Genomic DNA, 14,962 nt, shown 5'->3' on the forward strand with positions numbered 1-14,962 from the left:
ATCGCTGCCGTCAGAGTGGTTTTACCGTGGTCAACGTGACCAATGGTGCCGATGTTGCAGTGCGGTTTACTGCGCTCAAACTTTTCCTTAGCCATGATGGCCTCCTTGATGTTGGAGGGGGAAGCGGCCATCCGCTTCCCCAATTTTTATTAGGCGTATTTCGCCTGAATTTCGTCCGAAATGTTCTGCGGTACCGGATCGTAGTGATCGAACTGCATGGTGAACTGGGCACGGCCGGAAGACATCGAACGCAAAGTGTTGATGTAACCGAACATGTTGGCCAGAGGCACAAATGCATCGATGGCTACAGCGTTGCCACGAGGCTCCTGACCGGACACCTGACCACGGCGGGAGGTGAGGTCACCAATGATACCACCGGTGTATTCTTCCGGCGTGATCACTTCCACTTTCATGATCGGCTCAAGCAGTTTCGCGCCGGCCAGTTTCATGCCTTCGCGCATTGCCATACGAGCTGCGATTTCAAAGGCGAGAACGCTGGAGTCCACGTCGTGGAACTTACCGTCGATCAGAGCAACTTTGAAGTCGATCACGGGGAAGCCTGCCAGCGGACCGGAGTCCATGACCGACTGGATACCCTTTTCAACACCCGGGATGTATTCCTTCGGAACGGCACCACCAACGATGCGGCTTTCGAACGAATAGCCTTCGCCCGCTTCAGTCGGCATGATTTCCATTTTGACTTCAGCGTACTGACCCGAACCACCCGACTGTTTCTTGTGGGTGTAGGTGTGTTCGATCGCTTTGGAGATGGTCTCACGGTAAGCAACCTGAGGTGCACCGATGTTGGCCTCAACCTTGAACTCACGCTTCAGACGATCCACGAGGATGTCCAAGTGAAGTTCGCCCATGCCTTTCATGATGGTCTGACCGGATTCCAGGTCAGTTTCCACGCGGAAGGACGGGTCTTCGGCTGCCAGACGCTGCAGACCCTGAGACATTTTCTCTTGGTCGCCTTTCGTCTTCGGCTCAACTGCGATCTCGATCACCGGATCGGGGAAGGTCATGGTTTCGAGAACCACAGGACCTTTCGGATCACACAGCGTGTCACCGGTGGTGGTGTCTTTCAGACCCGCCAGCGCGATGATGTCGCCTGCAAACGCTTCTTCGATCTCTTCACGGTTGTTGGAGTGCATCATCATCATACGACCGATGCGCTCTTTCTTACCTTTGGTCGAGTTCAGAACGGTTTCGCCCTTGGACAGGGTACCCGAGTAGATGCGGGTAAAGGTCAGCGAACCAACGAAGGGGTCGTTCATGATTTTGAACGCGAGGCCGGAGAACTCCATTTCGTCGTCTGCACGACGGGCAATGTTACGCTCTTCGGTTTCGTCACCGGGCTCAAAGCCCATGTAATCAACAACGTCGAGCGGGCTCGGCAGATAGTCGATCACAGCGTTGAGCAGCGGCTGAACACCTTTGTTTTTGAACGCGGAACCGCCCAGAACCGGAACGAAGGACAGCGACAGGGTGCCTTTGCGCAGCAGTTTGCGCAGGGTTTCCACGTCGGGCTCTTCGCCTTCCAGATAGGCTTCCATCGCGTCGTCGTCTTGCTCGACGGCGTTCTCGATCATCTTGCCGCGCCATTCGTCGGCCAGATCTTTGAGTTCGTCGCGGATAGGTGCTTTGACCCAGGACGCGCCGAGGTCTTCGCCCTGCCACAGCCACTCTTCCATGGTCACCAGGTCAACCAGGCCTTCCAGCTCGGTTTCGGCGCCAATCGGGAATGCGATCGGAACAGCGGTTGCACCGGTGCGATCTTCAATCATGTTTACACAGTTGAAGAAGTCAGCGCCGATTTTGTCCATTTTGTTGACGAACACCATGCGCGGAACCTTGTAGCGGTCAGCCTGACGCCACACGGTTTCGGTCTGGGGTTCAACACCAGCGTTGGCGTCCAGAACACAGACAGCACCGTCGAGAACCGCCAGCGAACGCTCAACTTCGATGGTGAAGTCAACGTGGCCGGGGGTGTCGATGATGTTCAGACGGTGCTTGGGCGTGTCAGCAGTTTTGCCATCTTCGGTGCGCTCCCAGAAAGTGGTCGTCGCAGCGGAGGTGATGGTGATACCACGTTCCTGTTCCTGCTCCATCCAGTCCATGGTGGCTGCACCGTCGTGCACCTCACCGATGTTGTGGGATTTGCCGGTGTAATACAGGATGCGCTCGGAACAGGTTGTTTTACCTGCATCGATGTGCGCCATGATACCGAAGTTACGGTAATGTTCGAGCGTATATTCGCGTGCCATTGGTTCAATGTCCTCTGGGAATTACCAACGATAGTGGCTGAAGGCTTTGTTGGCTTCGGCCATTTTATGCGTGTCTTCGCGTTTCTTGACAGCAGTACCGCGCGAGTTCACAGCGTCCAGGAGTTCGCCTGCAAGACGTTCTTCCATGGTGTTTTCGTTGCGGCCACGTGCAGCACCAATCAGCCAACGGATGGCCAGGGCTTCACGGCGCTCGGGGCGCACTTCGACCGGAACCTGATAGGTGGCACCACCCACACGGCGAGAGCGAACCTCGACGGAAGGTTTGATGTTGTCCAGTGCTTCGTGGAACACTTCGACGGGGGCGCGCTTGACCTTGTTTTCAACGCGATCCAACGCGTTGTAAACGATCTTTTCCGCAACCGACTTCTTACCGTCGATCATCAGGTTGTTCATGAACTTGCTCAGAACCTTGTCGCCAAACTTGGCGTCAGGCAGAATCTCGCGTTTTTCAGCGGCGTGACGACGTGACATCTCAGCCTCTCCTTCTTACTTGGGACGCTTCGCGCCGTACTTGGAACGACGTTGCTTACGATCTTTAACACCTTGGGTATCCAGAACACCGCGCAGGATGTGGTAACGGACACCCGGAAGGTCTTTCACACGACCGCCACGGATCAGAACCACAGAGTGTTCCTGAAGGTTGTGGCTTTCACCCGGGATGTAGGAGATCACTTCGTAGCCGTTGGTCAGGCGAACCTTCGCAACCTTACGCATAGCGGAGTTCGGTTTCTTCGGCGTGGTTGTGTAAACACGGGTGCACACGCCACGTTTCTGCGGGCACTGCTCCAGGTGCTGCGACTTGGAGCGCTTGATTTTAGGCTGACGCGGTTTGCGGATCAGCTGTTGAATCGTTGGCATAGGGTCTCTTTCCTATTGCTTCCATTTATACGCCAGGCCAAAACCCGACGCGGTTACCGTTTTTCACAACTTGTGCGAACACAAGCGTAAAAGCCGCAATCGTTTCCATTCCGAGGCAAACGACGCGGTTGAGTTCTCAGAGGGTGCGATCTTCAAAGTAGATCGGACCTTGACCACTACAGTTATGAAACGGCTCAGGGCACACGTATCCCATTGCCGGATGCGCGCGATATATGGGGAGTCGCTAGTCTTGTCAACAGCTGTGCCCTGACCTTGTCTGGTTGCGAGTCGCGACGCTCGGTGACATGGTAATCTCAAGGGTGCAGAAAGTGCCTGTTTCTACCTACGCGATATCAAAAGGCCTTTGCGATGGACAGCAAGGATATGCAGGTCATTGGCGTTTGCCGGTTTTCCTATCCGGCACTTGGCGGTTTTCAGGTCGAGCATGAAACCGCAGAGGATCGCATGGCTTTTCTCTATGCCCCTGAACGAATGGAAGAACGTTTTCGTCTCTTTGAAGCGTTTACGCTGCCCCCTCTTCGCGCCCAAACCGACCCAGATTTTACTTTTCTGGTAATAGTGGGCGACACGATGCCTGATGCCTATCGCGCCCGTCTCGAACAATTGCTCGCTGACATCCCTCAAACTGTGGTCGCGGCTTACCCGCCCGCGCCGCATCGGGACATTATGAAGGTGGCAATTAACGCTGTGCGCCGCGAAAGCAAACATCATTGCCTACAGTTTCGAATGGATGACGACGATGCGGTAAACATCCGTTTTGTCGAGCGCCTGCGCGAACGCGTGAACGACGTCCACACACTGATCCGACGAAACAAGAACGTCGCCATTGATTTTTCGCAAGGCTATATCGCCTCCGCCGGTCCCGAAGGAATAAAGGGCAAGCCGACGATGGAGCATCTCTGGACTGCTGGCCTTGCCATGACCGTGAGTCCTAAGTCGGACATCACCATCCTCAACTTCGGCCACTCCAAGATGGGGAAATTCATGCCAGTGGTCAGCTTTGCAGGCGAAGACATGTTCATTCGCGGCCACAACGATTTCAACGACAGCCGCCAGAAAGGCGCAAAACCATTGAACCTGCCGCTACTGGACGCCGAAGACGAAGCCCACTTCAAGCGTGTTTTTAATATCGACGCAGATCACGTCCGCGCACTCTTTTCCTGATCCAGCTTGCGTCCACGCAAGAGTGTAAACACGCCGGCACCGACCACGATCGCGCAGCCCAGAAATGTGATTGGGTCGGGCCAATTGCCAAAGAACACCAGCCCCAGCAAAAGCGCCCATAGCAGGCTTGTATAGCGGAAAGGCGCGATGAACCCGATCTCACCTACGCGCATTACCATCACGGAAAACAGATACCCGCCAAGGATGAACACCGACGCGCCACCGATCAGCCCGATCTGCCGCGCATCCAGCGCCACCCACTCCACGCCAAGGCTTGCCACTCCGGCAAAGCCCATGACGCCGAGTGACGCCACCAACGTCACCGTCATCGAAGGCACCTCCGCCGACATACGCCTTGTCGACAGGTCTCGCACGGTCACAAAAAACACCGCCGCCAGCGCATAACCAGCGTAAATGTCAAACCCCTCAGGCCCCGGTCGCACGATCAGCAGCATGCCGATGAAGCCCGCCAAAATCGCCGACATCCGCCGCCAACCGACAGCCTCGCCGAAGAACATCGCGCCGCCCAGCGTCACCGTCAGCGGCAGCACCTGCAGAACGGCCGTCACATTGGCAATCGGCATGTGATAGAGCGCCGTGATAAAGAAATAGGCCGCGCCGACCTCGGCCACCGTGCGCAGGGCCACCAGCCCCCAATCGCGCCGCGGAATCCGCCAGCGCAACGCCCCCAAGGCCCGCGCCAAGCCCCAGATCATCAGGCTTGAGGCCACACCGCGGAGAAACAACATCTGAAACAGCGGCACCTCCGGCCCCAGCAGTTTTACGCAGGTGTCGTTAAACGTAAACGCCGCCATCGAGCACATCATCAAAAGTGCGCCCTTGGTGTTATCCGTTAAAACCGCCACGCAAAGCCCTCCGCCAAAGCCAACCGCGCGACGCTACGCCTGGCCAAGGGGATTGCCAAGGGGGTGGTGAAAATTCGAGGAGAACCTTCCGTCAGAATGTGCGGATCAAGGCGCACTGGATGCGTGATTTCTAATTCAAGGTGTTGGCATTCGTTTCCGGTCACTGACCGTTTTGCGCTACCTGCCGTATCCTAATTGTCTGCTTTAAACTCCAAGCGTCGGCATCAAGGCAATTTTTTTGCGTGACCGTAGTGCCCTTCTTCAAAATCCCATACTTTTTGCAAAAGCCCTTCATTTAGGAGCGAGAAAACCCTTTGTACATCGGTGTCTTTCGGCACATCCACCGAATACATGGCGTAGCCAAATTCGCCGCTCTCATAGGTGCATCCCTCAGCCTCCAAAGGTCTCCAAAAGCGCTCGAATTGGGCATCGGTCACATTTTCACCAAGAAAAATACGATATGTAGATCCACCGGACGAAGTCACGGTTCTTTCGAACACGTTAGCACCTTCTTTTGACTCGGCGTGCACAATGTCGCCATAGGAAATGCCACGTGCGAAGAACTGTGAGTTTTCGACTTTAAAGAGGCCAACGCCAAACGAAGTAGCCCAGACGCTCTCGCTGGCATGGCCGTGCCAAGCGCCCGGTTCTAGCTCAATGATTAATTTTTCCAATTGGCTCTCCTCAGCCTCCGAACACTAATAGCTCCAGTAAAATCGGAAAACTATTTTGGAAACTGCGTTCAAGCAACGGTTGCATATCGTGCGGCCACCTCCCAGCACAAAACACCCTCACTCAAACGGAAAAGGCCCCCGACATCACGTCGGAGGCCTTTCTCAAGTCTCAAACCATAGGTCGACTTAGTCGAACTCGCGGCTTTCCGGGGTTTCCACCAGACCGCTGTCAAACACGTCGTCGGCCTGGACGTCGTCAGCAGTTGGTGCAGCCAGTGCAGCTGCAGCTTCCGCTTCCTCGCGACGGGCCTCGATGACCACATTGTCACGATCAGACGCAATGCGACGAACCTGCTGCGTGGCGCCACCCGTGCCGGCTGGGATCAGACGGCCCACGATGACGTTTTCCTTGAGGCCAACCAGCTTGTCTTTCTTACCCTGGACAGACGCCTCGGTAAGAACACGTGTTGTCTCCTGGAACGAAGCAGCCGAGATGAACGAACGGGTCTGAAGCGATGCCTTGGTGATCCCGAGCAAGATCGGCTCACCCTGAGCAGGACGGCGACCTTCGGCCAGCGCCTTCTCGTTTGCGGCGTCGAACTCTGCCTTCTCGACGTGTTCACCTTTCAACAGAGTGGTTTCACCCGAGTCCAGGATCTCCCATTTCTGCAACATCTGGCGCACGATCACTTCAATGTGCTTGTCGTTGATCTTCACACCCTGCAGGCGATAGACGTCCTGCACTTCGTCGATCATGTAATCCGCCAGCGCTTCAACACCCATGATGGACAAGATGTCGTGCGGCGCAGGGTTACCGTCCATGATGTAGTCACCCTTCTGCACGAAGTCGCCTTCCTGCACAGGGATGTGTTTGCCCTTCGGTACCATGTATTCCACGGTTTCCAGGCTCTCATCAGACGGTTCGATCGCAATACGGCGCTTGTTCTTGTAGTCGCGGCCAAAGCGCACGTAACCATCGATTTCGGCGATGATTGCGTGATCTTTCGGACGACGCGCTTCGAACAGTTCAGCCACACGCGGCAGACCACCGGTGATGTCCTTGGTCTTAGCGCCTTCGCGTGGGATACGCGCGACAACGTCACCGGCGTTCACGTCCTGCCCGTCTTCGACAGAGAGGATCGCGTCCACAGACATCGGATAGTGTACAGGGTTGCCAGCATCATTGCGCACAGGCTCGCCATCTCCATCCACAAGGATGATTTCCGGCTTAAGCTCGTTGCCCTTCGGCGCGGCACGCCAGTCCGACACGATCTTCTGCGTCATACCGGTTGCTTCGTCGGTCTCGTCGCGAACGGCAATGCCCGAGACGAGGTCAACGAACTTGGCCTTACCTGTCTTCTCCGCAAGGATCGGAAGGGTATACGGGTCCCATTCGAACAGCTTGTCACCGCGGGCGATCTTCTGACCATCTTTGACGAACAGTTTGGAGCCGTAGCCAACTTTGTGGTTTGCACGCTCTTCGCCGGCGTCATCAACGATCAACAGCTTCATGTTACGGCCCATGACGAGTGTTTCGCCATTTGCGTTTTCCAGAACCTGTGCGTTTTCGAAGACAATTTTGCCTTCCTGGCTCGCTTCGAGGAACGACTGTTGTCCACCTTGCGCAACACCACCAATGTGGAACGTACGCATGGTCAGCTGTGTACCGGGTTCACCGATCGACTGTGCAGCGATGATGCCGACAGCTTCGCCAGTGTTCACCATGGTACCACGCGCCAGGTCACGGCCGTAGCACTTGGCGCAAACGCCTTCTTCCGCCTCACAGGTCAGAGGGCTACGAATACGTGCTGTCGCAACACCTTCCTCGTCGATGGCATCAGCCATACGCTCGTCGATCAGCTGACCTTCGGCCACGATCACTTCATCGGTGCCTGGCTTGCAGATATCCTCGGCCGCCACACGACCCAGAACACGTTCCGCCAAAGATGCAACAACCTCACCGTCATTCACGGCGGCCTCGGCAGTGATTGCCTTGTCGGTACCACAGTCGTCCATACGAACAATGCAGTCCTGAGCCACGTCAACAAGACGACGGGTCAGATAACCGGAGTTCGCAGTTTTCAACGCCGTATCCGACAGACCCTTACGGGCACCGTGGGTGGAGTTGAAGTACTCAAGAACGGTCAGACCTTCCTTAAAGTTCGAAATGATCGGCGTCTCGATGATGTCGCCATTCGGCTTCGCCATCAGGCCGCGCATACCACCCAACTGCTTCATCTGCGTAACGGAACCACGCGCACCGGAGTGCGCCATCATGTAAACCGAGTTCGGTTCAGCTTCGGCACCGCTTTCGTCAGTCTTTGCTGCCGAGATGGTGTCCATCATCGCGTCGGTGACTTTGTCGTTACACTTCGACCAGGCATCCACAACTTTGTTGTACTTTTCGCCCTGAGTGATCAGGCCGTCCATGTACTGCTGTTCAAAGTCTTTCACCTGATCGCGGGTGTCGTCGACGATGGTCCACTTGTTGTCCGGGATAACCATGTCGTCTTTACCGAACGAAATACCGGCCTTGAACGCTTCGCGGAAGCCCATGGTCATGATCTGGTCACAGAAGATCACGGACTCTTTCTGACCGCAGTAGCGATAGACGGTGTCAATCACGTTCTGCACGTCTTTCTTACGAAGCAGCTTGTTCACGAGGCTGAAAGGCGCCTTGTTGTTCTGCGGCAGCAAAGCACCCAAGCGCACACGACCTGGCGTGGTTTCAACACGCTCGAACACTTCCATGCCGTTCTCGTCGATCTGCGGGATACGGGCGGTAATCTTGGCGTGCAAATGCACTTCACCAGCGTCCAGAGCATACTGAACTTCCTCGATTGAGGAGAACACCATGCCCTCGCCCTTCATGCCCTCGCGTTCGATGGTCGTGTAGTACAAACCAAGGATCATATCCTGAGACGGAACGATGATCGGCGCGCCGTTTGCAGGGGACAGAACGTTGTTGGTCGACATCATCAGAACACGCGCTTCGAGCTGGGCTTCCAGCGAGAGCGGCACGTGAACAGCCATCTGGTCGCCGTCGAAGTCAGCGTTAAACGCAGAGCAAACGAGCGGGTGCAGCTGGATCGCCTTACCTTCGATGAGGACTGGCTCAAACGCCTGAATGCCAAGACGGTGCAGAGTAGGCGCACGGTTCAGCATGACAGGGTGTTCGCGGATCACTTCATCAAGAATATCCCAGACTTCGGGACGCTCTTTTTCCACCAGCTTCTTCGCCTGCTTCACAGTAGACGAAAGACCCTTGGCTTCCAGACGCGAGTAGATGAACGGCTTGAACAGCTCCAGCGCCATCTTCTTGGGAAGGCCACACTGATGCAATTTCAGTTCCGGACCAGTCACAATCACCGAACGACCCGAAAAGTCGACGCGCTTACCCAAAAGGTTTTGACGGAAACGACCCTGCTTACCCTTCAGCATGTCGGAAAGCGATTTCAGCGGGCGCTTGTTCGCACCCGTGATCACGCGCCCACGGCGACCGTTGTCGAACAGTGCGTCTACAGACTCCTGCAGCATGCGCTTTTCGTTCCGGACGATGATGTCAGGTGCACGCAATTCGATCAGGCGCTTCAGACGGTTGTTCCTGTTGATCACACGGCGATAAAGGTCGTTGAGATCAGAAGTCGCAAAGCGGCCGCCATCCAGCGGAACCAGCGGGCGCAGTTCCGGCGGGATCACGGGGATCACTGTCAGAATCATCCACTCCGGACGGTTGCCGGACTCGATGAAGCTTTCGACCACTTTCAGGCGCTTGATGATCTTTTTCGGCTTCAGTTCACCGGTCGCTTCGGCCAGATCGGCACGCAGCTGTTCGGCTTCCGCTTCCAGATCGATCTGCGACAGCATTTCACGGATTGCTTCAGCGCCAATATTGGCTGTGAAGGCGTCCATGCCGTATGCGTCCTGCGCGTCCATATACTCTTCTTCAGTCAGCATCTGGCCGTAGGTCAGGTCGGTCAGACCAGGTTCGATGACGACATAGTTTTCAAAGTACAGCACACGTTCCAGATCGCGCAGCGTCATGTCCAGCATCAGACCGATGCGGGACGGCAGCGATTTCAGGAACCAGATGTGTGCAACGGGGGCTGCCAACTCGATGTGGCCCATACGCTCACGGCGCACTTTCTGAAGCGTAACTTCAACACCACATTTTTCGCAGACAACACCGCGATATTTCATGCGCTTATATTTGCCGCAAAGACATTCATAGTCTTTGATCGGGCCAAAGATACGCGCACAGAACAGACCGTCACGCTCGGGCTTGAACGTACGGTAGTTGATGGTTTCCGGCTTTTTGATCTCGCCGTAGGACCACGACAGAATCCGCTCAGGAGACGCGAGAGACACTTTGATCTCGTCAAACGCCTTTTGCGGGGTCAGCGGGTTAAACGGGTTGTTCGTCAGTTCCTGGTTCATTTTGATACCTCAAATTCTAGGGGAGAGTGGAAGGGGGTGAGGGCGCGGGCCCTCACTCATCCACCTCCGTATCCAGGAGTTCCATATTCAGGCCGAGGCCACGGACTTCTTTGACCAGAACGTTAAACGATTCCGGTACGCCCGCTTCAAAGTTGTCCTCGCCCTTGACGATGCTTTCATAGACCTTGGTCCGGCCTGCCACGTCATCCGACTTAACAGTCAGCATTTCCTGCAGGGTGTAGGCGGCGCCGTAAGCTTCCAGAGCCCAGACTTCCATCTCACCGAAGCGCTGACCACCGAACTGCGCCTTACCACCCAGCGGCTGCTGAGTAACAAGCGAGTACGGACCGGTTGAACGCGCGTGGATTTTGTCGTCCACAAGGTGGTGCAGTTTCAGCAGGTATTTGATGCCCACTGTTACCGGACGGCTGAACTGTTCACCGGTACGACCGTCAAACAGGATCGATTGACCGCTTTCGGAGAAGCCTGCGCGTACGAGCGCATCGTTCACGTCACCTTCCTTCGCACCGTCAAAGACCGGCGTTGCAATCGGAACACCGCGTGTCACGTTGCCGGCGGCTTCCAGCAGCTGACCTTCGTCCATGCCGGCGATGCCTTCTTCATAGACATCTTCGCCATAGGCCAGACGCATCATCTCGCGTACCGGAGTCAGATCACCAGAACGACGGTATTCCTGAACCGCGTCATCGATCTTCAGACCCAGACCGCGTGCGGCCCAACCCATGTGGGTTTCAAGGATCTGACCAACGTTCATACGCGACGGAACACCGAGCGGGTTCAGACAGAAGTCGACAGGTGTACCGTCCGCGAGGAACGGCATGTCTTCCATCGGCACAACCTTGGAAATAACACCTTTGTTCCCGTGACGACCGGCCATCTTGTCGCCCGGCTGCAGCTTACGCTTAACAGCAATGAAGACCTTAACCATCTTCATCACACCCGGCGGCAAGTCATCACCACGACGGACTTTCTCGACCTTGTCCTCAAAGCGGTGCTCAAGTGCACGTTTCTGGATCTCGTACTGTTCGTTCAGAGCTTCCACAACCTGCGCATCAGCTTCATCTTCGAGTGCCAGCTGCCACCACTGTCCGCGAGACAGGGAGTTCAGCAGTTCGTCGTTGATTTCCGAGTTCGCTTTGACGCCTTTCGGGCCTTTGACCGCGGTCTTGCCGAGGATCATGCCTTTCAGACGCGCATAGATGTTACGGTCAAGGATCGCGAGTTCGTCGTCGCGGTCACGCGCCAGACGTTCGATCTCTTCACGCTCGATCTGCAACGCACGCTCGTCTTTTTCCACGCCGTGGCGGTTGAAGACGCGAACTTCCACAACGGTACCGAAATCACCAGGCTTGACGCGCAACGAGGTGTCACGAACGTCGGAGGCTTTCTCACCAAAGATGGCACGCAGAAGTTTTTCTTCCGGTGTCATCGGGCTTTCGCCCTTCGGTGTGATTTTGCCGACCAGAATGTCGCCCGGTTCAACGTCCGCACCGATGTAAACGATGCCGGCCTCATCGAGGTTACGCAGCGCTTCTTCACCGACGTTCGGAATGTCGCGGGTGATCTCTTCCGGACCCAGCTTCGTGTCACGTGCAGCGACTTCGAATTCTTCGATGTGAACCGAAGTAAAGACGTCGTCACGCGCGATACGTTCAGAAATCAGGATGGAGTCCTCGTAGTTGTAGCCGTTCCACGGCATAAACGCGACGACCACGTTCTTACCAAGAGCCAGTTCACCGATGTCGGTGGACGGACCGTCAGCAATCACCTCACCCTTCGCAACCGTGTCGCCAACTTTCACCAGCGGACGCTGGTTGATGCAGGTGTTCTGGTTGGAACGCTGGAACTTGCGCAGACGATAGATGTCCACACCGGCGTCACCCAGCTCAAGGTCGGAGGTCGCACGGATAACGATACGCTGTGCATCCACCTGGTCGATCACACCCGCGCGCTTTGCCTGAATGGCCGCGCCGGAGTCGATTGCCACTTTTTCCTCGATACCGGTACCAACAAGCGGTGCCTCGGCACGCAGAAGCGGAACCGCCTGACGTTGCATGTTCGAGCCCATCAGAGCGCGGTTGGCATCGTCGTTTTCAAGGAACGGGATCAGCGACGCAGCTACGGACACCAGCTGTTTTGGCGAGACGTCGATCAAGTCGACGTTTTCGCGCGGCGCCAGTGTGTAGTCACCGGACTGACGGGTAGAGACCAATTCGTTCTGGAACTTGCCTTCGCCGTCAAGCGATGCGTTCGCCTGTGCAACCGTGTGGCGCATTTCTTCAGTGGCCGACATATAGTGTACTTCGTCGGTCACTTTACCTTCGTTTACAACGCGGTACGGGGTTTCGATGAAACCATACTTGTTGACACGGGCAAATGTCGCCAGCGAGTTGATCAGACCAATGTTCGGACCTTCCGGCGTCTCAATCGGGCACATCCGGCCATAGTGGGTCGGGTGCACGTCGCGCACTTCAAAGCCGGCACGTTCACGGGTCAGACCACCCGGGCCAAGCGCCGAAAGACGGCGTTTGTGGGTGACTTCCGACAGCGGGTTGGTTTGGTCCATGAACTGCGACAGCTGCGAGGAGCCAAAGAACTCGCGTACAGCAGCAGCAGCCGGTTTCGCATTGATCAGGTCCTGCGGCATGACCGTGTCGATCTCAACAGAGCTCATACGCTCCTTGATCGCACGCTCCATACGCAGCAAGCCAACACGGTACTGGTTTTCCATCAGTTCGCCGACGGAGCGCACACGACGGTTGCCGAGGTGGTCAATGTCGTCCACGTCGCCCTTGCCGTCACGGAGTTCCACCAGAGCCTTGATGCAGGATACGATGTCTTCCTTGCGCAGGGTGCGCATGGTGTCTTCTGCATCCAGTGCCAGACGCATGTTCATTTTCACGCGGCCAACTGCAGACAGGTCATAGCGCTCGCTGTCAAAGAACAGCGTGTCAAACAAGGCAGACGCAGCTTCAACGGTGGGCGGCTCACCCGGACGCATCACGCGATAGATATCCATAAGCGCGGTTTCACGGCTCATGTTTTTGTCCACCGCCATGGTGTTGCGCATGTATGGGCCAACATTGACGTTGTCGATGTCCAGAACAGGAATCTCTTTGATGCCGGCGTCGACCAGGTCCTTAACAGTACCGCCGATCAGATCGCCATCTTTGTCGTATTCCAGCGTCAGTTCATCACCCGCCTCGACGTAAATCGCACCGGTTTCCTCGTTGATGATATCCTTGGCAACGAACTTGCCAACGATATGCTCGAAAGGAACCAGAAGGTCGGTGATTTTGCCTTCGTCGATGATCTTCTTGACTGCGCGAGGCGTGACTTTCTTGCCAGCTTCGGCAATCACTTCGCCTGTTGCGGCGTCGATCAGGTCCATAACAGGGCGGGTGCCGCGCACACGCTCGGGGAAGAACTTGGTGACCCAACCTTTGTTCTTGTCGAGCTTGTAGTTCACGGTGTCGTAGTAGGCATCCATGATACCTTCCTGGTCCAGACCCAATGCGTAAAGCAGGGTGGTCACAGGCAGCTTACGACGACGGTCGATGCGGGCAAAAACGATGTCTTTGGCATCGAACTCGAAATCGAGCCAGGAACCGCGATAGGGAATGATACGGCAAGCAAACAGCAGTTTGCCTGACGAGTGGGTTTTGCCTTTATCGTGATCAAAGAACACGCCCGGCGAACGGTGCATCTGGGAAACAATCACACGCTCGGTGCCGTTCACCACAAAGGTTCCGTTCGGAGTCATCAAGGGCATATCACCCATGAAGACATCTTGTTCCTTGATGTCTTTGACCGACTTCGCACCAGTGTCCTCATCCACATCAAAAACGATCAGACGCAGGGTGACTTTGAGCGGTGCGCTGTAGGTCATGTCGCGCTGCTGACACTCCTCAACGTCGTACTTGGGCTTTTCCAGCTCGTAGTTGACGAATTCCAGCACGCTGGTTTCGTTGAAATCCTTGATCGGAAAAACCGACTGGAAAACACCCATGATGCCTTCACCATCGGTGGGCATTTCGGCATCTCCGGATTTCAGGAAAAGATCATAGGAGCTTTTCTGCACCTCGATCAGGTTCGGCATCTCCAGCACTTCGCGGATTTTACCGTAGTATTTACGTAGACGTTTCTGGCCAAGGAAGCTTTGAGCCATGGTCAATGTCACCTTTCGATATCTCGTCCGCAACGTGCCGTCGGGCCCCGGCACCTCGCGTCAGTGACGGCTTGGATCAGATCCATTCTCGACCCCGTCCCACCGGAGCCACTCGATCGTTGATCCCTGCCTTGGAAAACCTCTTGCAACTCGCGTTCGCTCAAGAGGCTTGCCAAGCCGGGGGTCGTCCCACCTTGGAAAACGTGTTATATTCTCTGTCGTTATCTTTCCTGTCCGGGGTGACTATTTCCCCGAGTACCGCGCCGCCTGATCACAAAAATCCACAAAGGACAAAAGCGGCCCCGAATCGCTCGAAACCGCAAGAGACTACCGAATAGTGAATCGCCCGCAGGTTGGCAACCCCTAGGGCTTGACATTTCGTTAATCCGCAGATCGACAAACCCCGCACCGACGATATTTCATCTGCCTGTTAAGCTGGAATGCGCAAAGCCGACCCGCTGGTCT

The 14,962-nt window shown here is 55.8% G+C and carries 9 protein-coding genes; 1 reads left to right on the plus strand and 8 read right to left on the minus strand.

Going from position 1 to position 14,962, the window contains the following annotated elements; translation table 11 throughout:
- The 4 genes from BXY66_RS14365 to rpsL form a co-directional block, all read right to left on the minus strand.
- The coding region (locus tag BXY66_RS14365; RefSeq protein WP_131822069.1) for a GTP-binding protein at positions 1-95 on the minus strand (95 nt) is incomplete at its 3' end.
- Positions 96-149: 54 nt separating this feature from the next.
- A complete protein-coding gene (gene fusA, locus BXY66_RS14370; protein ID WP_132861091.1) occupies positions 150-2,267 on the minus strand; it encodes an elongation factor G in 2,118 nt (705 codons plus the stop codon).
- 21 nt (positions 2,268-2,288) lie between these two features.
- Positions 2,289-2,759: a 30S ribosomal protein S7 gene (rpsG, locus tag BXY66_RS14375; RefSeq protein WP_132861092.1), complete on the minus strand. Its 471-nt coding sequence runs from the start codon at positions 2,757-2,759 to the stop codon at positions 2,289-2,291.
- Positions 2,760-2,774: 15 nt separating this feature from the next.
- Positions 2,775-3,146 (minus strand): 30S ribosomal protein S12, encoded by a 372-nt coding sequence (gene rpsL / locus BXY66_RS14380; protein WP_054000841.1) that lies wholly within the window; start codon positions 3,144-3,146, stop codon positions 2,775-2,777.
- Positions 3,147-3,515: 369 nt separating this feature from the next.
- Between rpsL and BXY66_RS14385 the strand changes: the two genes are divergently transcribed.
- On the plus strand, positions 3,516-4,331 hold the full coding sequence (locus BXY66_RS14385; RefSeq protein ID WP_243694397.1) for a putative rhamnosyl transferase: 816 nt from the start codon (positions 3,516-3,518) through the stop codon (positions 4,329-4,331).
- Here the strand turns inward: BXY66_RS14385 and BXY66_RS14390 are convergent.
- The 4 genes from BXY66_RS14390 to rpoB all read right to left on the minus strand — a co-directional run bounded on the left by BXY66_RS14390 (position 4,307) and on the right by rpoB (position 14,497).
- On the minus strand, positions 4,307-5,197 hold the full coding sequence (locus tag BXY66_RS14390) for a DMT family transporter (protein ID WP_279432505.1): 891 nt from the start codon (positions 5,195-5,197) through the stop codon (positions 4,307-4,309). The genes BXY66_RS14385 and BXY66_RS14390 overlap by 25 nt on opposite strands.
- A gap of 224 nt (positions 5,198-5,421) precedes the next feature.
- The gene (locus BXY66_RS14395; RefSeq protein ID WP_132861093.1) at positions 5,422-5,871 is read right to left on the minus strand and encodes a DUF4265 domain-containing protein; all 450 of its coding nucleotides are present in this window, start codon (positions 5,869-5,871) and stop codon (positions 5,422-5,424) included.
- A gap of 186 nt (positions 5,872-6,057) precedes the next feature.
- Positions 6,058-10,308 carry a DNA-directed RNA polymerase subunit beta' gene (gene rpoC / locus BXY66_RS14400; protein ID WP_132861094.1) on the minus strand — a complete coding sequence of 1,417 codons (4,251 nt, stop codon included), beginning with the start codon at positions 10,306-10,308 and terminating at the stop codon, positions 6,058-6,060.
- A 52-nt stretch (positions 10,309-10,360) separates the two neighbouring features.
- Entirely contained in the window at positions 10,361-14,497 is a 4,137-nt protein-coding gene (rpoB, locus tag BXY66_RS14405; protein WP_132861095.1) for a DNA-directed RNA polymerase subunit beta, read from the minus strand.
- Between the last annotated feature and the right edge of the window lie 465 nt (positions 14,498-14,962).

This window comes from Shimia isoporae, assembly GCF_004346865.1.
Lineage (GTDB): Bacteria > Pseudomonadota > Alphaproteobacteria > Rhodobacterales > Rhodobacteraceae > Shimia > Shimia isoporae.

Coding starts and splice junctions, on each gene's coding strand:
- rpsG (WP_132861092.1), bottom strand. CDS start 2,759: ATGTCACGTCGTCACGCCGCTGAAAAACGCGAGATTCTGCCTGACGCC.
- BXY66_RS14385 (WP_243694397.1), top strand. CDS start 3,516: ATGGACAGCAAGGATATGCAGGTCATTGGCGTTTGCCGGTTTTCCTAT.
- fusA (WP_132861091.1), bottom strand. CDS start 2,267: ATGGCACGCGAATATACGCTCGAACATTACCGTAACTTCGGTATCATG.
- rpoB (WP_132861095.1), bottom strand. CDS start 14,497: ATGGCTCAAAGCTTCCTTGGCCAGAAACGTCTACGTAAATACTACGGT.
- rpoC (WP_132861094.1), bottom strand. CDS start 10,308: ATGAACCAGGAACTGACGAACAACCCGTTTAACCCGCTGACCCCGCAA.
- rpsL (WP_054000841.1), bottom strand. CDS start 3,146: ATGCCAACGATTCAACAGCTGATCCGCAAACCGCGTCAGCCTAAAATC.